Source organism: Bradyrhizobium sp. BTAi1 (assembly GCF_000015165.1).
Classification (GTDB): domain Bacteria; phylum Pseudomonadota; class Alphaproteobacteria; order Rhizobiales; family Xanthobacteraceae; genus Bradyrhizobium; species Bradyrhizobium denitrificans.
This window is the reverse complement of sequence record NC_009485.1, coordinates 6,181,638-6,199,392: the sequence shown is the minus strand read 5'-3', so window position 1 is coordinate 6,199,392 and position 17,755 is coordinate 6,181,638. Positions and strand designations below refer to the sequence as shown.

Below are 17,755 nucleotides of genomic sequence, written 5' to 3'. Positions count from 1 at the left end.
TTGCCGCCACCATGGTCCTCGTCCTGAGGAGCTCGCCGCAGGCGAGCGTCTCGAAGGACGGCCGCGGGCGTGGTGAGGGGCGCACATGAGCGCGATCGACACCATCGATCGCAGGCAAGAACTCGCGGTCGACTGCCTGATCATCGGTGCCGGCGCCGCGGGGCTCGTTGCGGCGTTGTCGGCGATCGAGCAGGGCGAGAGCGTGCTGGTGTTGGAGCGCGATGCCGTGCCGCAGGGGTCGACGGCGCTGTCGGCCGGCTTGATACCAGCAGCCGGTACGCGCTGGCAGGCGGCGCTTGGCATCGACGACAGTCCGGCGCGCTTCGCGGCCGACATCCTGCACAAGGCGCATGATGAGCCGGACCCTGCGCTGGTGCAGCTCGTCACCACCACCATCGGCCCGACGCTCGAATGGCTCGCCGACCGGCATCAGCTGCCATTCTCGCTGGTCGACAATTTCTACTATCCCGGACATTCGCGCTATCGCATGCACGGCCTGCCGAGCCGCGCCGGGCGCGAGCTGATCGACAGGCTGCGCACGGCCGCCGAAGCGGCCGGCATCGATATTCTCTGCGCGGCGCATGCGACGACCTTGCTGGTCGATCCCACGCAGCGGATCATCGGGGTGCGTTTCGTCCGGCCCGACGGCACGACGGACGAGATCGGCTGCGGCCGCCTGATCCTCGCCTGCAGCGGCTATGGCGGCAATCCGGAGCTGGTCGCGCGGCACATCCCGGACATGGCCTCGGCCACCTATTTCGGCCATGTCGGCAACCAGGGCGATGCGCTGGTCTGGGGCGAGCAACTCGGCGCGGCGACGCGCCATCTCGGCGGCCATCAGGGCCACGGCTCCGTGGCGCATCCCGCCGGCATCCTCATCAGTTGGGCGACCATCACCGAAGGCGGCTTCCAGGTGAATGCGAGGGGAGAGCGCTTCTCCAACGAGGCCTCCGGCTATTCGGAGCAGGCGGCGAACGTGCTGGCGCAGCCGGACGGCGTCGCCTGGACCATTTTCGATGCGCGCATCGCCGGCATCGCCGCGCAGTTCGAGGATTTCCGCAACGCGCTCGCGCATGGCGCAGTGCTCGAAGCCGATAATGTCGCGAGCCTTGCAGCGGCGATGCGCGTGCCGGCCGATGTGCTGATGGCGACATGCGATGAGGTGCGTGAAGCCAAGGCGCGGCAGCGCGTCGATCGCTTCGGCCGTAGCTTCGCCGGCGTGCCGCAGCTCGCGCCCTCCTATCGCGCGGTCAAGGTCACCGGCGCGCTGTTCCATACCCAAGGCGGCCTCGTCATCGACGATCGCGCGCGCGTCGTGCGCAGGGACGGCGGCGTCATCGACAATCTGTTCGCCGCCGGCGGCGCCGCCTGTGGCGTCTCGGGCGCGGATGCCTCGGGCTATCTCTCCGGCAACGGCCTGCTCACCGCTGTCGCGCTTGGCCGTGTCGCCGGCCTGTCGCGCTGAGCTCAGTCACCGCCGTGCGGCCTGCCAGCGCAACAGCCGGCTCTCCGCGGCCCCCATCGCGAGCGCGGTGATATAGCCGATGATGCCGAGCAGCATCACCCCGGCGAACAGGTCGGCCGAGCGGAACGCGCGGGCCGACAGCAGCACCCATTGGCCGAGGCCGTCGAGGCCGGCGAGCATCTCGCAGACGACGGCGAGGATCAGCGCGACCGTCAGGCTGAGCCGCATGCCGGCGAGAATGTCGGGGGCCGCCGACGGCAGCGCGATCTTGAAGATCACGGCGAGCCGCGACATGTGCAGCACCCGCGCGACCTCATAGAGCCGTGGCTCGACCGCGGCGAAGCCGTGGATGGTTCCGAGCAGCATCGGCCACAGCGAGCCGAACGCGATCACGAACAGCGCCATGCTTTGGTTCAGGCCGAACGCCGCGATCGCGACCGGAATGATCGCCGACACCGGCAGCGGCCGCAGCAGCTCGAGCGTCGGCGCGACATAGATGCGCATCGCCTTCGACGAGCCGATCATCGCGCCGAGCGCGATGCCGGCGACCGACGCGAGCAGCCAGCCATAGGCCATGTGCGTCAGTGTGCCCGTGAGCTTGGTCAGGAGATCGCCGCTCGTGAAACCGCGCAGCAGCGACGCCCAGGCGCGGTCGGGACCGGGCAGGAACACCGGCGATATCAGGCGTCGGTCGGCCGCGAGCTGCCACAGCGCGATGACGCCGGCGGCGACCACGAAGCTGGCGCAACGCCAGGCGATCACGGACCATCTCATGCGTTGTCATCCGTCAATGCGGCGCGGCCGAAGAGCGTCTGCTGCGCAGCCGTCAAAGCGGCGTTGAGCGCGAATCCGGTCACGCCGATCCACACCAGATAGGCCAGCATCAGGTCCGGCCGCAGCGCCTGCTGCGCCGTCATGATGCCGGCGCCGAGGCCGAGCGGGTTGATCGCGATCTCCACCGTGACCGCGACGATCAGCGCGATGCCGGCGGCGAGCCGAAACGCCAGGACGATTCGGGGCAGGGCGGCGGGAAGCACGATTTTCCTGATGCGATCGAGCTGCGTCAGCCGCAGCACGCGCGCCACCTCGATCAGCCGCGGCTCGATGCCGCCGACCGCGGCACGCGTCACGATCAGCACGGGCCAGACGCAGGCGAAGGCCACGATCGCGATCTCCATGCGATAGCCGAAGCCGAGTGCGATCAGGGCGATCGGCAGCAGCGCCACCGACGGGATCGGCCGGATGGCTTCGATCGTCACTTCCATCAGCCGGCTGAGAACGTGCGAGAGTCCCAGCGCGACGCCCAGCACAAGGCCGATGGCGCCCCCGATCGCGAGCCCGGCGAAGGCCGAGGCCAGCGTGTCACGCGTCGCCGCGAGCAGCGAGCCGTCGGCCAGCGCGTCCGCCAGCGCGAGCGCGATCGCGCTCGGTGGCGCCAGCGAGTCGCTTTGCACGGCGGCGAGCCGCATCCAGGCCTCGAAGACCAGCAGCGCCGCGATCGGCAACAGCAGGGGCTTGATGCGCTCCCGCATGCTCATTCGCTCGCCTTGATGAAGTCGAACAGCGCACGCCGCAGCCGCAGGAATTCCGGATGCTCCCGCGTCGCCAATTGATCGCGCGGCCGCGGCAGGTCGATTGTCAGCTCCAGGCCGACGCGGCCAGGATGCGGCAACAGCCCCACGACCCGGTCGCCGAGATAGATCGCCTCTTCGAGATCATGCGTCACGAACACGACCGTGGCGCCGGTCGACGCGACCAGCGCCAGCATTTCGTCCTGCAGTCCTTGCCGTGTCATCGCATCCAGCGCGCCGAACGGCTCGTCCATCAGCAGCACCTTGGGGTCTTGCGCGAGGCAGCGCGCGATCTGCAGCCGCTGCTGCATGCCGCCGGACATCTCCGTCGGATACTTCGCCGCATGGCCGGCGAGCCCCACCTTGGCCAGCAACTCGGCGATGCGCGCCGCGCGCTGCGCCGAGGGCATGCCGATCGTCTCCAGCGCCAGCGAGACGTTGCCGGCCGCCGTGCGCCACGGCAGCAGCGCCTTGCCGTAATCCTGGAACACGACGGCGATCTCGCGCCGGGGAGCGCGCATGACCTCGCCCTCGAAGCGCACTGCGCCGCCGGTCGGCTGATAGAGGCCGGCGGCGAGCCGCAGGGCCGTCGTCTTGCCGCAGCCGGAAGCGCCGACCACGCACAGGATCTCGCCGGCCGCGACCTCGAGGCTGATGGTGTCGATGATGGCCTTGCCGCCGAGCACCAGCGCGACCTTGTCGAACGCGATCTGCGCGTGCGCAGGCGCGGGAGACGATTGCACCAAAGCGAGAGCAGGCTCTGCCATCTTAGTCTCCCTTCGGTCGGTGGAATGATCGCATGCGACTGGCGGTGGGGTACGCAGTGCGGCCGCCAGCGTCTTTCGAGACGCCCGCCTCCGGTGGGCTCCTCAGGACGAGGACTGACTGTACTGCGAGAACTGAGCCCCTCATGGTGAGGAGCGCCGCTTGCGGCGCGTTCCGACAATGCTCTCGCATCGCCTTGAGAACCATGAGGCCCCGAGCTGAGCGCTGTGTCATTTGCGGCGGCCCTGCTTTGGATCAGGATAGACGATAGCGACAGTGGAGCGCAGGTGGGCCTCGAGCCGCGCCTGCGCGGCGGCGGCATCGCGCGCGAGCACGAGGTCGGCGAGCGCCTCGTGCTCCCGGATGAAGCCGCGGCCATCGTCGAAGCTGCGCATCATGACGCGACGGTAGCGGTAGGCCTGGTCGTAGAGATCGGAATGCGCCGCGAGCAGGCGGCGCGAGCCGCAGGCGGACAGCAGCGCGGTGTGAAATGCCTTATGCAACCGGTCGAACTCCGGCGCACCTTCGCGAAACACGCTCTGCGTGCGCTGGATGTAGCGGCGCATCTGATGCAGCGCGGCGACGATGCTGGCCTCCCATGGGTCGCCACCATTCAGCATCGCCAGCCGCAGCGCCTCCTTCTCGACCACCGTGCGCATCCGTGTGATGTCGACGAGATCGTCACGGCTGACCTCGGCGACGCGAAAGCCGCGCTGCCCGATGCCGACGATCAGGCCGCGCGACACCAGCCGCGACAGTCCCTCGCGCAGCGGCGTCGGCCCGATCTCGTAGCGCTTGGCAAGCTCGACGATCCCAAGCCGCGAGCCGGGGGCGAGGACGCCGGCGACGATATCGCGCTCGATCAGCGCGGCGGCGCGCTCGCTGAGCGTGTCGCCGCTCGGCGGCTCGGTCTGGAGGATCGGGCTTTGTGCCGTCATCAGTCGAGGATCAGCTTCTTGAGGTCGAGCTTGGTCTGCAGCATCTTCTGCGCCGACATCACGTCGATCCACCAGGCGAGCTGTTCGGGCTTCAGCATCGGCTCGGACTGATTGGGCGCCGTCAGCTTGACCAGATCGAGCGGCTGCTTGGTGAACTTGGCAATTGCGGCCGAGGCTTTGTCACGATCATTGTTGACGATCGGCGCCGCCTCGGCGATGGCCGCGCGGAATTTCTTCACCGTCGCCGGGTTCTTCTCGGCCCATTCGCGCGACGCTGCGTAGAAGATGATCGGCTCGGTGCGGGCAAGCTCGGCCGCGTAACGCGCGCCGACGGTGCCGAGATTGGCGTTGCTCATGCGCATCACGAACGGTTCGGCGGTCAGCACGGCGTCGACACCGCCCGACTTGATCGTGTCGGCCATGGTCGGGAATGTGACCTCGACGAAGTTGACGCTCTTGGGGTCGACGCCTTTCTCCACCAGCCATTTCACGAACAGCACGTGCAGGAAGGCGCCGATGCCGGGCGCGCCGACTTTCCTGCCCTTGAAGTCCTGCGGGCTGTTGATGGTGATGCCGTTGCGCACGAAGGCGGCGATGGCGTCGTTGGAGGTCTTATTCATGATCGACGCGCCGGACACCGCGACGAGGTCGAGCCCGCCATCGGCGGCCTGCAGGAAGACCGTGGAGGTCGGCCCGCCGATCTGGATCGAGTTGGACAGGATGGCAGCGGGGATGTTCGAATTGATCCCGATCAGCACCATCTCGGCGTCGAGCCCATGCTTCTTGAAGATGCCCTCGTCGACCGCGATCATCGCCGATGCGCAGTCCGAAGTGGCCGTGCAGCCGATCTGGATCTTCTGGGCAAGTGCCGCTGATGTCAGTGCGAACGCGGTCAACACCGAGCCGACAACAGCACCCGTGAGCCGATGACGCATTGTTGACTCCTCCCCGGGCGTCCATTCGAACGCCTCTTGTTTATCGATATTTTATATGTTTGTATATTTTAAGATAGAACACAAGGGGAGGCCGGCGTGAAACTTGCGACATTTCGAACCGAGGGCGGGGAGCGGATCGGCGTGGTCCATGCCGGCGATACCAAGCTCTTTGATCTCGCCGCGGCCGCCGGGCGGACCGGAACGGCCAATCCGGCCTTCGCTTCGATGCTGTCGCTGATCGATGCCGGTGAGGGCGGGCTCGATGCCGCACGCGCGCTGGTCGAGCGGTATGGCAATGATGAGAGCCTGTCGCGCGACGTCGCCAGCACCGAGCTTCTCGCGCCGGTGCCGGAGCCGCGGCAGATGCGCGACGGCATGTCGTTCCCGCTGCACATCCTGCAGGCGCCGCGCGGCCAGTTGAAGCTTGCGGCGCGCCAGCGCGGCGATGCGGACGAACTCGCGCGCATCGATGCGGAGCCGCTAGGAGAGTTGCCGGACGTCTATCGAAAGGTGCCGATCTTCTACATCACCAACCGCTTCAGCGTGCGCGGCCCCAACACGACCGTGACATGGCCGCGCTACAGCAAGGTGATGGACTATGAGCTGGAGTTCGGCATCATCACCAGGGGCCGGGGCAAGGACATTCCGGCGGCGAAGGCGCGCGACCACATTTTCGGCTTCACCATCTTCAACGATTTTTCCGCACGCGACACCCAGCGGGTCGAAATGGAGGGGCGGCTCGGCCCTTCCAAGGGCAAAAGCTTCGATGGCGGCAACGTCATGGGACCGTGGATCGTGACGCCGGACGAGATCGGTGATCCCTACCGCCTCAAGATGGAGGCGCGCGTCAATGGCGAGGTGCGCTCGCGCGGCGTCAGCGAGGGCATGCTGTTCTCGTTCGAGGAGCTGATCGCCTATATCAGCAAGGACGAGACGTTGATGCCGGGCGAGTTCATCGGCTCGGGCACTGTCGGCAATGGTTGTGGCCTCGAGCTCGGCTGGTATCTCGAGCATGGCGACGTGATCGAGCTGGAGGTCGAGAAAATAGGTGTACTGAAGAACAGGGTCGAGCGGCAGGACGTCTGACCTGCCATCACGATGCATCGTGCCGACCACGACAACAACAACGGGAGAGGACCGCCCATGGCCCGCAAGCTGATCGACATTTCCGTGCCGCTGCAGAACGATGTCCCGGCCGATCCGCCGGGAACGCATCCGACAATCACCTATATCGACCACCAGCAGGGCCTGCCGCGCATGCTGCAATTCTTCGACGGGTTGAAGGCCGAGGATCTGCCGGACGGGCAGGGATGGGCGGTCGAGCAGGTCAACCTCTCAACCCATAACGGCACGCATCTCGATGCCCCCTGGCACTTTCATCCGACGATGAATCGCGGCGAGCGCGCCTGGACCATCGACGAGGTGCCGCTGGAATGGTGCCTGCAGCCCGGCGTGAAGCTCGACTTCCGGCACTTCCCCGACGGCTATGTGGTGACCGCAAAGGATGTCGAGGAGGAGTTGAAGCGGATCGGGCACACGCTGTCGCCGCTTGAAATCGTCGTCGTCAACACCGCCGCCGGCGCGCGCTACGGTCAGGCCAATTACGTCAATTCAGGCTGCGGCATGGGCTATGAGGCGACGATGTATCTGCTCGAGCGCGGCGTCCGTCTCACCGGCACCGACGGCTGGAGCTGGGATGCGCCATTCGTCTTCACGGCCAAGACCTATGCCGAGACCCACGACGCCAGCATCATCTGGGAAGGCCACAAAGCCGGCCGTCACATCGGCTATTGCCACCTTGAGAAACTGCACAATCTGGAGCAGCTGCCACCGACCGGCTTCACCGTGTCGTGCTTCCCGGTGAAGATCGAGCGGGCGTCCGCCGGCTGGACGCGGGCGGTGGCGATCATTGATGCGTGAGGTGCGTTGGCGCTGAGTGAGTGCGCGCCGCAGGTTACTGAATGAGTTGATCACAGATCGAACGGCGATGGTGGCGCACCTCGTCCCGCCTGCGGGCAGGGGTCGGATTGCATCGATAGATGCGATCCGGGTGAGGGGGACTCTCAGCTCAGTCGGTGCGCGTGGTCGCCCCTCACCCCGACCCTCTCCCAGTAAGAACGGGGAGAGGGAGTGCAGCTTCGCCTGGGTCAAAGTCCGGCTAACAACTACACGCCAGCATCACCTCGTTCCGGCGCAGCATCGGCAGGGTCCAGGGCGGGTTGTAGAATGCGAGCAATGGGGATCCGGTGACGGTCAGGCCTTTGCGCTGCGCGTAGTCGCGCAGTTCGCGGGTCTTTTCGGCGATGATGCCGTCGGAATAGGAGCCGGAGAAGGTGATTGCGACCATGCGCTGGGCCGGCAGCGAGTTCAGCTTGATGCGCGTGTCGGCGGGCGGCGGCAGGGTGTCGAGCGACCAGCTCGACGGCATCACGAAGCTGACCTTCCAGCGATCGCTGCCGGTCTCGTCCCCCGGTGCCGGCAATGCCGCTGCCTGTTGCTGCACCGGCGCGGTCATCGCGATCTTCATCCTGCCCTGATTGGCACCGAAGATATAGCCGCCGATGATGCGAAAGCCCTCCTCGATGGCCGGCTTGCGTGCGCCCTGCACCTCGGCCTCCGCAATGATCATCGGCGCATAGGCGCGGATCTCGAAATCGCCATCGCGACTGACGGTGTCGTATTTGGGATGTTCGACTCGGCTCATCAGCGGCCCCGCGGCAATGGCGGCGCCGGCGATCACGAGCATGGCAAGGCTGGCCAGCCAGATCAGCATGCGGCGTCTCCTGGGTGGTGTCGGCTCGGTCATGGCATTGCGCCGTTCGGTTGGGTGTCAACAAAGGAACGAGGCGAGAGGTCCCGCGGATCAGGTGGTGAGTGCATCGCCCACGTCACCCTTCCAGACGGCCGCCTGCGGCGGGGTCCTCAGCATGAGGTCCGATTCTGTTGCGGCGGGACGAACGTGATCGCGCCACGCTCCTCCTTCACCTGCTCTTCATGGTGAGGAGCGCCGTGCAACTGGTCAAGCTCATCCAGCGGTCGATATGGCCGCGCGTCTCGAACCATGAGGCCAGGGTATCGCGGCAAAGGCCGCAATTCGCGCGCAACACATCCATGGGGTCCGTGTTCGTTGGCTGCTTGCGGTGACCGACCCGACGGGCGACTCAGTCGAGCCGCGAAGACCAACTGCACTGCCGAGCCGCCGTCGCAGGTTCTTGGAAGCGCGCATCCGCGGATGCGCCGAAAGCGATAATTCCGCAGCGTGCTCAGCACGATCACCCCTGTCCAGATGCCAGCGCGAAAATTTCTTTCTTTCGTATTTGCAGAAATGATGCTCTCCTCGCCTTATCCCGCCTCATGCAGAGGGACGTGCGCGTCGTCACGATACGGAGAGGCGGGGAGCGGTGGCCGCGGGTCTGTCAGGCGCTGTTGCGCAAGACGACTGTCAGCTCGCGGACGTTCAAGCCGTGTGGTCCTGGCGTCCCGATGCTGGCGCCAAGCCTGAGTGACATGACGTGTCGCTGAGGTGACGGGGGCAAGAAAGCCGGTCCCCGGGGAGAGCTCGGAGCAGACGTTCACCCATCGCGCAGGGAAGGCCGGGTCTGTCCGGCTGAACCTGTGGTTCCTGCCGCCTGTATTTTTTTCCGCAGGCGGGCCACGGGCCTCAGTCGAGGTCCGGCCTTCCCTGCGCCCTCGCGTTTCCGGCGAGGGTCTCGAGCATCGCTTCGGGCGCGTGTTGCGCTGCGAGGGCGACGGCGCGTGCGCGCATGGTGGCGCTGGCATACTGGATATGCTTATCAGTTGAGCGGGGCGCCGATGCTGGCGCGCCACCACCAACAAATCAGCCGGCCGCAACGGGCTGATCCCAGGAGGAAACCCATGGCAGACACCTCACGCCGCGATCTTCTCGTCGCCGGCAGCGCCGCCGCAGCGGCTGCGATTATGACGGACACCTACCCTGCCGCGGCACAGGCCGGGCCGAAGCCGATCTTCGCCGTGCCGGCGACCACCATTCCGATCGTCGGCGAGCAGGGTGTGTTCCCGGTCCGCCGCATCTACTGCATCGGCCGCAACTATGCGGCGCATGCGATCGAGCGTGGCTCCGATCCGAACCGCGAGCCACCGTTCTTCTTCCAGAAGCCGACCGATGCGATCCAGAATGTCGCGATCGGCGAGGTCGCCGATCACCCTTATCCGTCGCTGACCAAGAACTATCACCACGAGGTCGAGCTGGTTGCGGCGCTGAAATCCGGCGGCACCAACATCCCGGTCGAGGCTGCGCTCGACCATGTCTATGGCTACGCGCTCGGCCTCGACATGACCCGGCGCGACCTGCAGAACGGCATGGCCGCGGAGAAGAAGCCCTGGGAGATCGGCAAGAGTTTCGACCATGCCGCGGTGATCGGCCCGATCCATCCGGTAACCAAGGTCGGCCATTTCACCAAGGGCGCGATCTCGCTCGCGGTCAACGGCACCGTCCGGCAGAATTCCGATCTCATCAAGATGATCTGGAGTGTCGCCGAGCAGATCGCGAAGCTCTCCGAGGCGTTCGAGCTCAAGGCCGGCGACATCATCTATTCGGGCACGCCGGAGAATGTCGGCCCGGTCGTCAAGGGCGACGTGCTCTTGTGCAAGCTGGAGGGCTTGCCCGACATGTCGATCAAGATCGTGTGAATAGCGGCATGACTCGGACGATGCGGATGCAATCCGATGCGTTCCAATCTTGGCCTCATGGTTCGAGACGCGCCGCGAGCGGCGCTCCTCACCATGAGTCGCGTGCGCCAACTGGCGCTGCATACAAACCATGAGAACGCTGCCGGTTACGGCAGCGTTCTCATGGAGAGGGTCCTGCATCCCTCCGCGCATTCGAACCTCATCCTGAGGAGCGCGCCGAAGGCGCGCGTCTCGAAGGATGGCCACAAGCTACGGCACGCCGAACACTACCGCAATTTTGCCAGCAGAAGGGCGGCAGACGCATTCATCCCATCGGATGGCGCGCCTGCCGCCGCGGCACTCGCGGTGCCGCCTCCCTCGTCGCCTGCTAGACGCCGAGCCTCGTTGTTCCCGCGCAAACAGCCGCTGCCACCTGTTCGCAAGTTTGTGGCCCGACAAAGAGCGCTCTCGTCGCGCCCCGTACCGTCGTCTGCAACAGGCAAGCGAACGAGGGCAGACGTGGCCATCACCATCGAGATCGATCACGCCAGGACGCGCCGCGCGGCGCAGGGCCAGAGCCAGTCCCCGGCTCGCGGCCAAGCGCCTGTCCGCAAGCCGGCACGATCCCCATGCCAGCTCGGCGGTCCCGTGGTTCCGCAAGGCGTCAAGGGGCCGATCCGCCGGCTCAAATGGCTGATCCTGATGCTCACCCTCTCGGTCTACTACGTCACGCCCTTCATCCGCTGGAACCGCGGCTCGAATGCGCCTGGGCAGGCCGTGCTGCTCGATTTCGCCCATGGAAAACTCTATCTCGGCCCGGCCGAGATCTGGCCGCAGGACCTCTATCTCATCACCGCGGCGATGCTGCTGGCGACACTGATACTCGTCCTGGTGAATGCACTGGCCGGGCGCTTGTGGTGCGGCTTCGCCTGCCCGCAGACGGTGTGGACCGATCTGTTCCTGCTGGTCGAGCGGCTGGTCGAAGGCGATCGCCGGCAGCGGCTGAAGAATATCGGTGCGCCGCTGACGACGAAGCGGGTGGCGCAGATCGCGACCAAGCACGCGCTGTGGATGATGATCGCGCTTCTCACCGGCGGCACCTTGATCTTCTACTTCACCGACGCGCCGGAACTGGTGCGCGACGTCATTCATGGCGAGATGTCGCCGACCGCGCTGACCTGGACGCTGGTGTTCGCCGGCACGACCTATGGCCTGGCCGGCTTCGCGCGCGAGCAGGTCTGCACCTTCATGTGCCCGTGGCCGCGGCTGCAGGGCGCGATCTGGGACGCCGAAGCCTTCACCGTGAATTACCGCGACTATCGCGGCGAGGTCAGGATGTCGGCGAAGAAGGCCGCCGAGGCCCGCTCGCAGGGGCTGCCGGCCGGCGATTGCGTCGATTGCGGCGCCTGCGTCGCGGTCTGCCCGATCGGCATCGACATCCGCCAGGGGCCGAATTTTGCCTGCATCAATTGCGGCCTCTGCGTCGACGCCTGCGATGGTGTGATGGCCAGGCTCGACCGTCCGCGCGGCCTGATCGACTACGAAAGCTGGGACAATATCGAGCGCGGCCGCGCGGGCCAGCCGCGTGTGTCGCGGCTGCTGCGGCCGAAGACGGTCGGGCTCGCGCTCGCCTGTGTCGCGCTGGCCGGCATCATCGCGGTGTCGTTTGTGACCAAGACCACCGCCGTACTCTCGGTGCAGCACGATCGCGATCCGATGTCGGTGCGGCTGTCGGATGGTTCGGTCCGCAACGCCTATACGGTCAAGCTGCTCAACAAGTCGGCGGCCGTGCAGAGCTTCACGCTCGGCATCAGCGGCGTCGACGCGGCGCTCGCGATTGTCGGTCACGCGACGGCGGATGCGATCACGGTCGAGCCGGACGGCTCCGAGACCCTGCGCGTGACGCTGACCATGCCCGAGCCGCGCGACGCCGATGTCACCTTCCAGGCCATCGGGGCCGGCGGTCAGGTCGTTTTGACCGCGCACGATCGCTTCATCGACCGGTAGAGGAGGGACTACAGATAGGCCTTCGGCAGCAGCATGTGGATGCCCTTGTTGCCGTCGACCAGCTGGGTCACGCGCAGATTGCCGGCCAGCGAGCACAGCATGTAGGCCTGATTGCGCGACAGGTTGGTGCGGGCGCAGACATGCTTGACCATCTCGCGCACCGCCTGCTTGGCGGCGTCGTCGAGATCCTCGTCGAGGCCGATCGACATCAGATGGGTGGCGTTCTCGGCGAAGGGCCAGGTGATGTCCATGTCCTTGCGCACCGTGAGCCGGAAGGTGCCGGTGACGCCGGTCTCGAGCGCGGTGATGCAGACCTCGCCGTCGCCCTGCACGCCATGGCCGTCGCCGGCGAAGAACAATGCGCCCTCGTTGAACACCGGCAGATACAGCGTCGTGCCCGGCCGCAGCTCCTTGTTGTCCATGTTGCCGCCGAAGCTGCGCGGTACCGGCGACCCGCAGCGCCCCCAGGCGGGCGGCGGCGCGGTCGCGATGATGCCGAAGAACGGATCGAGCGCGATCTCGGTGCCCCAGGGCATGATGCAGACCTGGCGCGCGTGATCGACCTTCGGGTGGATCGTCTCGTAGTCGGTGAACTCGTCGGGCAGGGTGCCGAGCAAAGGCAGGATCGAGACGAAGCCCCAGTCCTGGCTGACCTTGACGTCGAGGATGTCGACCTGGAGCGTATCACCGGGCTGCGCGCCCTTCACATGGACGGGACCAGTGATGAAATGCGGGCCCGGCCCCTGGATCAGGGTGTCGAGCGCGGTGAGATAGCCGGGTGGAACGATGCTGCGGTCCTCGGGAAGGGTCTCCTTGCCGCCGGCCGGGAAGGAATGCAGCGTCACGGTGTCGCCGGAGGCGACTTCGAGCACTGGTGGCGTGGTGCTGTCGAGATAGCCCCACACCATGCTCTCATGCGTGGCGGGAATTTCGTGGCGTTTGGACATGGGCTGCCTCCGTGGGGCGCGAGTCTTCGACGCGATTTCAGGGTAGGATGTCGCGGCGGGCAATGCCAAAAACTGTTCAGCCTTGCTCAGCGTCCCGGCAGATCAGCTCGGTTCCCTGCGCTCGTGTCAATTTTGCCAATGGTCGGCGAGCCGCCGTTCTGGCGCGACGGTCTCATGACCTCGCGCCACGTCGCCGTCGCGCCGCGCGGGCACGACGGGCGGTCGCGCGGGGCGCCTATCAAGCTCATGGAATCCATGCGAGAATGCCGCCAAGGGCAGCGCAGGGGGGCTTGAGCATGCGACGTTGTCAGCACACCGCGCACGAGATTCTGGTTCTGCTGGGCGAGGCGGAATCGGGCGTGCCGATTGCCGAAATTTGCAGCACGGCGGGCGTCTCGCTGCGCACCTTCTATCGCTGGCGCCAGCGCTATGGCGGGCTCAGCAGTCCTGCCCTGCGTCGTTTGAAGGAGCTGGAGATCGAGAACCAGCGACTGCGCACGCTGGTGACCAAGCTCGTCGGCGTCCGGCCGACTTCGGCGCGCGCCGACAAGCCTGCTCCGCGGCCGCTGCGCCAGGATTGCGGCAGCACGCCTCACGGCGGCGCCGGCACGCCGGGACAGGCGCGCGGCGCCGTCATCGGCCGCTATGCCTCGGTGCGCTACGGGCGCTGATCTTTCGTTGCTCTGCTGGGGGGATCATCGGCCGGATCGCTCCGGCCGATGATGATGTGAGGTCGATCAGCTCACGTCGCGAGCTGATTGCCGATCGGCAGCGCGCGCAGACGCTTGCCGGTGGCGGCAAAGATCGCGTTGGCGAGCGCCGGCGCAAATGGCGGCACGCCCGGCTCGCCGACGCCGCTCGGCGGCGTGTCGGCATCGGCGGGCACGATGTGCACGTTGGTGACCAGCGGCGCCTCGTCGATCCGGACCACCGGATGGTCGTCGAAATTGCGCTGCTGCACCCGGCCGTTCTTGAAGCTGACCTCGCCATATTTGGCGAGGCTCAGCCCCATGATTGCCGCCCCCTCGAGCTGCGACTGGATGCGCTCGGGGTTGACGAAGACACCGCAATCAATCGCGCTGTCGACCTGGTGTACCAAGAGCTTGCCCTTGTCGTCGACCGACACCTCCACGATGGTGGCGATGTAGCTGACGAAGCTGCGATGCGCGGCGATGCCGAGGCCATGGCCTTTGGGAAGCGAGCGGCCCCAATTGCCCTTCTCGGCGACGAACTCGACGACGCGGCGCAGCCGCCCGGTATCGATCGGGTAGCTCTCATAGGGCTCGCCGTAGTTCCAGAGGTCCTTCACCGAAGCGAGCTTGACGACGCGCGGCGTGCCGATCAGCTCCAGCAGCATGTCCTTCTGGTCGCGGCCGGTGGCGTGCGCGAGCTCGCCGACCATCGACTGCACGGCGAAGGCGCGCGGAATGTTCGAGACCGAGCGGAACCAGCCGATCCGGGTCATCGCCTTGGCGGCCGGGTTCTCGCATTGAATGTTGGCGATCTCGAACGGCATGTCGACAAGGCCCATGCCGAGCTCGAACGGCGCGGCGTGGTCGGCCCCGGCGGCGAAGGTCGACAGGATCGTCGGCGCGACGCTGCGATGACGCCAGGCGACGACCTTGCCGCTCTTGTCGAGCCCGGCCTCGATCCGCTCGACCGAGACCGTGTGCAGGAAGTCGTGCTGGATGTCGTCGTCACGCGTCCACTGCACCTTGACCGGCGCGCCCAGGGTCTTGGAGAGCAGGGCGGCTTCGAGCGCGAAGTCGCATTTCGATTTACGCCCGAACCCGCCGCCGAGCAGGGTGACGTTGACGGTCACGTTCTCCGGCGGGAGCTGCAGCGTCTTGGCGACGTCCTCGCGGGTGCCGCCGGGACTCTGCACCGGCGCCCAGATCTCGGCCTTGTCGCCCTTCACGTCGGCGACCGCGACCGGCGGCTCCATACTGGCATGAGCGAAGTGCGGCAAGTAGTACTCGCCGGTGACGATCTTGTCGGCCGACTTCAGCGCGGCCTCGACATCACCCTCCTGGCGCACGACCAGACCCGGCTGGCGCGCGGCGGCTTCGAGCTCGGCGCGATAGGCGACCGAGTCGTAGGCCGCGTTGGGCCCGTCGTCCCACTCGACCTTGAGCGCGTCGCGGCCCTTGATCGCAGCCCCGGTGTTGCGTGCGACGACGGCGACGCCGCCGAGCGGCTGGAACTTCGACGGCCACGGCCAGCCCTTGACCTCGAGAACCTGTTCGACGCCGGGGACCTTCAGGGCTTCGGCCGAGTCAAACGACTTCACCTTGCCGCCTGTCACCGGCGGCCGGGCGATGACGGCGTATTTCATGCCGGGCAGACGGACATCGGCGCCGTAACGCGCCTTGCCGACGGTGATGTCGTGCAGATCGACGACGCTGACCTGACCCTTGCCCAGATAACGGAAGTCCTTGGGCGACTTCAGTTGCACGCTGTCGACGGCGGGGACCGGCTGATTGGCCGCGTCGGCCGCAAGCTCTCCGAAGCCGAGGCGCTTGCCGCTGGCGCTGTGCACGACCTCGTGGTTGACGGCCTTCACCTCGTTTGCGGGCACACCAAGCCGCTTGGCTGCGGCGGCTTCGAGCATCGCGCGCGCCATGGCGCCGATCTGGCGCATCGGCAGCAGGTAATGCCGCGTGCTGCGCGAACCGTCGGTGTCCTGGTTGCCGAACTTCACTTCGTCGCCGGGCGCCTGCACCACGCGCACTTTCGTCCAGTCGGCCTCCATCTCCTCCGCCACGATCAGCGGCAGGCTGGTGCGCACGCCGGTGCCCATCTCGGAACGATGGGCGAGGATGGAGACGATGCCGTCGGGCGCGATCGACACGAAAATCTTGGGATCGACCACCGTGCCATGCGGCATCTTGCCGGCGCCGGTCTCATAGGCGGCGAAGGCCGGCCGCGACAGCAGGGGGGCGGCGAGCACGAAGCCGCCGGCCAGGCCGAGCGTCTGCAGGATGGCGCGGCGGGAGACGTTCTCGACCTTGAGATGCCGCTCGAAGCCGCGCCGCGAGGCGGATGTTGCGCTGTCGGGATTTGCGATGATGGTCATGATCACACTCCCGTCGAGGCCAGATGAACCGCGTTTTCGATGCGCTGATAGCAGCCGCAGCGACAGATGTTGCCGGACATCGCGTCCCTGATCTGGTCATGCGACGGCTTCGGATTCTGGTTGAGCAGCGCGGCCGCCTGCATGATCTGGCCGGCCTGGCAGAAGCCGCATTGCGGCACGTTGACCTGTCGCCACGCCTTCTGCACCGGATGGTCGCCGGTCGGATGCAGGCCTTCAATGGTCGTGACCTCGCGCCCCGCCACATCCGAGATCGCAGTGATGCAGGCTCGCGCAGCTTCCTTGTCGACCATCACGGTGCAGGCACCGCACAGCGCCTGGCCGCAGCCATATTTGCTGCCGGTCAGGCCGAGCTCATCGCGCAGATACCACAGCAGCGGCAGGCTCGGATCACCATCCCAGCTCTGCTCCTGCCCGTTGATTTTCACCTTGATCATGTTCGCCCTCACTCTGTCGGACCAATGGTCGTCAGTTTTGATCTTTGGTGGACGCGCGCGAGACCACATGTCCCTGCTGCGCGCGCCGGCTTGATTGAGAATTGTCGGAGAACGACTCATGATAGCAGACCGGGATGGGCATCGGTCTACACAGGCGCGTGTGCTGTCAGGGCAGGCGAGGGCAGAGCGTGCAGCCAGCTGCAATGCAAACGCGGAACATCAAGCGATGCGTCGCTACGAAGCGCGGTCGCAGGTTCAAAACGACGGCAGAAAAAGAATGCCTCGCCGGCGTGGGGCAGGCGAGGCACCAAGTCTTCAGGAAGGAACGCTTCAGTTCATACGCTTGGTCTGCTGCGGCCGTCAGGCCGCCTTTGCTTTCGCCACATGGGTGGCAATCGCATCCATGAGAGCCGGCGACAGGCAGTCATAGGGCTCCAGCCCCAGTTCCTTCAGCCGAGCCCGAATCTCACCCATCTGCTCCGGCTTTACGCCCGACTCGATCACCGAGGAGACGAAGGCGGCAAACGCGGGGGCCGCCGAGCCCTGCTCCTGGAACAGCTCGGGATGGATGAAGTCGAGGCCGTAGAACGGGTGACCCGTGTTCTCGATCCGGCCGTACATGTGGGTGCCGCAGCCAGTGCAGGCGTAGCGTTGAATGACCGCCGAGGGATCGACGATCTTGAGCTTGTCGCCGTTCTCCAGAACCGTGACGTTCTGCCGCGGAACCACGGCGATGACCGAGAAGGTCGCGCCGGAAGGCTTCCAGCACTTGGTGCAGCCGCAGGCGTGGTTGTGGGCGACGTCGCCCTTGACGGCGACCTTCACCGGCCGGTCATGACACTTGCAGACCAGGGTGCCGCCGGCAAAGTGGCCGCTTCCCTGTTTGACGCCGTTGTCGACGTACGGGTGGATGTGGACAGTCATGGCGCAGTCCTCCTCATGGTTG

Annotated in this window: 16 protein-coding genes; 6 read left to right on the top strand and 10 right to left on the bottom strand. The window is 66.4% G+C overall.

From position 1 onward, the window contains the following. The first annotated feature begins 85 nt into the window (after positions 1 to 85). Entirely contained in the window at positions 86 to 1,465 is a 1,380-nt protein-coding gene (locus BBTA_RS27975) for an FAD-dependent oxidoreductase (RefSeq protein ID WP_012045876.1), read from the top strand. Between the two features lie 6 nt (positions 1,466 to 1,471). Here the strand turns inward: BBTA_RS27975 and BBTA_RS27970 are convergent, their stop codons facing one another. The 5 genes from BBTA_RS27970 to BBTA_RS27950 all read right to left on the bottom strand — a co-directional run bounded on the left by BBTA_RS27970 (position 1,472) and on the right by BBTA_RS27950 (position 5,674). Continuing rightward, the gene (locus BBTA_RS27970; protein ID WP_012045875.1) at positions 1,472 to 2,239 is read right to left on the bottom strand and encodes an ABC transporter permease; all 768 of its coding nucleotides are present in this window, start codon (positions 2,237 to 2,239) and stop codon (positions 1,472 to 1,474) included. Next, positions 2,236 to 3,003 (bottom strand): ABC transporter permease, encoded by a 768-nt coding sequence (locus tag BBTA_RS27965; protein WP_012045874.1) that lies wholly within the window; start codon positions 3,001 to 3,003, stop codon positions 2,236 to 2,238. The genes BBTA_RS27970 and BBTA_RS27965 overlap by 4 nt, the downstream gene beginning before the upstream one ends. Beyond that, positions 3,000 to 3,803: an ABC transporter ATP-binding protein gene (locus BBTA_RS27960; protein WP_012045873.1), complete on the bottom strand. Its 804-nt coding sequence runs from the start codon at positions 3,801 to 3,803 to the stop codon at positions 3,000 to 3,002. The genes BBTA_RS27965 and BBTA_RS27960 overlap by 4 nt, the downstream gene beginning before the upstream one ends. Positions 3,804 to 4,031: 228 nt before the next feature. After that, positions 4,032 to 4,739 carry a GntR family transcriptional regulator gene (locus BBTA_RS27955; protein WP_012045872.1) on the bottom strand — a complete coding sequence of 236 codons (708 nt, stop codon included), beginning with the start codon at positions 4,737 to 4,739 and terminating at the stop codon, positions 4,032 to 4,034. Further along, positions 4,739 to 5,674 carry an ABC transporter substrate-binding protein gene (locus BBTA_RS27950; RefSeq protein WP_012045871.1) on the bottom strand — a complete coding sequence of 312 codons (936 nt, stop codon included), beginning with the start codon at positions 5,672 to 5,674 and terminating at the stop codon, positions 4,739 to 4,741. The genes BBTA_RS27955 and BBTA_RS27950 overlap by 1 nt, the downstream gene beginning before the upstream one ends. A gap of 96 nt (positions 5,675 to 5,770) precedes the next feature. Here BBTA_RS27950 and BBTA_RS27945 point away from each other — a divergent pair, with 96 nt between their 5' ends. Together BBTA_RS27945 and BBTA_RS27940 are read left to right on the top strand one after the other, a co-directional pair. Continuing rightward, on the top strand, positions 5,771 to 6,760 hold the full coding sequence (locus BBTA_RS27945; protein WP_012045870.1) for a fumarylacetoacetate hydrolase family protein: 990 nt from the start codon (positions 5,771 to 5,773) through the stop codon (positions 6,758 to 6,760). A 57-nt stretch (positions 6,761 to 6,817) separates the two neighbouring features. Beyond that, complete coding sequence (locus tag BBTA_RS27940) at positions 6,818 to 7,594, top strand: cyclase family protein (protein ID WP_012045869.1); 777 nt, start codon at positions 6,818 to 6,820, stop codon at positions 7,592 to 7,594. A 238-nt stretch (positions 7,595 to 7,832) separates the two neighbouring features. Here the strand turns inward: BBTA_RS27940 and BBTA_RS27935 are convergent, their stop codons facing one another. Then, on the bottom strand, positions 7,833 to 8,447 hold the full coding sequence (locus tag BBTA_RS27935; protein ID WP_012045868.1) for a heme-binding protein: 615 nt from the start codon (positions 8,445 to 8,447) through the stop codon (positions 7,833 to 7,835). 1,103 nt (positions 8,448 to 9,550) lie between these two features. Between BBTA_RS27935 and BBTA_RS27925 the strand changes: the two genes are divergently transcribed. Both BBTA_RS27925 and ccoG read left to right on the top strand, forming a co-directional pair. Continuing rightward, the gene (locus BBTA_RS27925; RefSeq protein WP_012045867.1) at positions 9,551 to 10,345 is read left to right on the top strand and encodes a fumarylacetoacetate hydrolase family protein; all 795 of its coding nucleotides are present in this window, start codon (positions 9,551 to 9,553) and stop codon (positions 10,343 to 10,345) included. 498 nt (positions 10,346 to 10,843) lie between these two features. Beyond that, positions 10,844 to 12,331: a cytochrome c oxidase accessory protein CcoG gene (gene ccoG / locus BBTA_RS27920; RefSeq protein WP_012045866.1), complete on the top strand. Its 1,488-nt coding sequence runs from the start codon at positions 10,844 to 10,846 to the stop codon at positions 12,329 to 12,331. Positions 12,332 to 12,339: 8 nt separating this feature from the next. Here ccoG and BBTA_RS27915 read toward each other — a convergent pair whose 3' ends face one another. Next, entirely contained in the window at positions 12,340 to 13,278 is a 939-nt protein-coding gene (locus tag BBTA_RS27915; protein ID WP_012045865.1) for an acetamidase/formamidase family protein, read from the bottom strand. A gap of 296 nt (positions 13,279 to 13,574) precedes the next feature. Between BBTA_RS27915 and BBTA_RS40920 the strand changes: the two genes are divergently transcribed. Further along, positions 13,575 to 13,949: a transposase gene (locus BBTA_RS40920; RefSeq protein WP_012045864.1), complete on the top strand. Its 375-nt coding sequence runs from the start codon at positions 13,575 to 13,577 to the stop codon at positions 13,947 to 13,949. Between the two features lie 71 nt (positions 13,950 to 14,020). Here the strand turns inward: BBTA_RS40920 and BBTA_RS27905 are convergent, their stop codons facing one another. From BBTA_RS27905 to gfa, 3 genes are all read right to left on the bottom strand, one after another. Beyond that, entirely contained in the window at positions 14,021 to 16,354 is a 2,334-nt protein-coding gene (locus BBTA_RS27905; protein WP_012045863.1) for a xanthine dehydrogenase family protein molybdopterin-binding subunit, read from the bottom strand. Positions 16,355 to 16,356: 2 nt separating this feature from the next. Next, positions 16,357 to 16,809 (bottom strand): (2Fe-2S)-binding protein, encoded by a 453-nt coding sequence (locus BBTA_RS27900; RefSeq protein ID WP_012045862.1) that lies wholly within the window; start codon positions 16,807 to 16,809, stop codon positions 16,357 to 16,359. A 360-nt stretch (positions 16,810 to 17,169) separates the two neighbouring features. Then, positions 17,170 to 17,733, bottom strand: a complete 564-nt coding sequence (gfa, locus tag BBTA_RS27895) for an S-(hydroxymethyl)glutathione synthase (protein WP_012045861.1) — start codon at positions 17,731 to 17,733, stop codon at positions 17,170 to 17,172. Between the last annotated feature and the right edge of the window lie 22 nt (positions 17,734 to 17,755).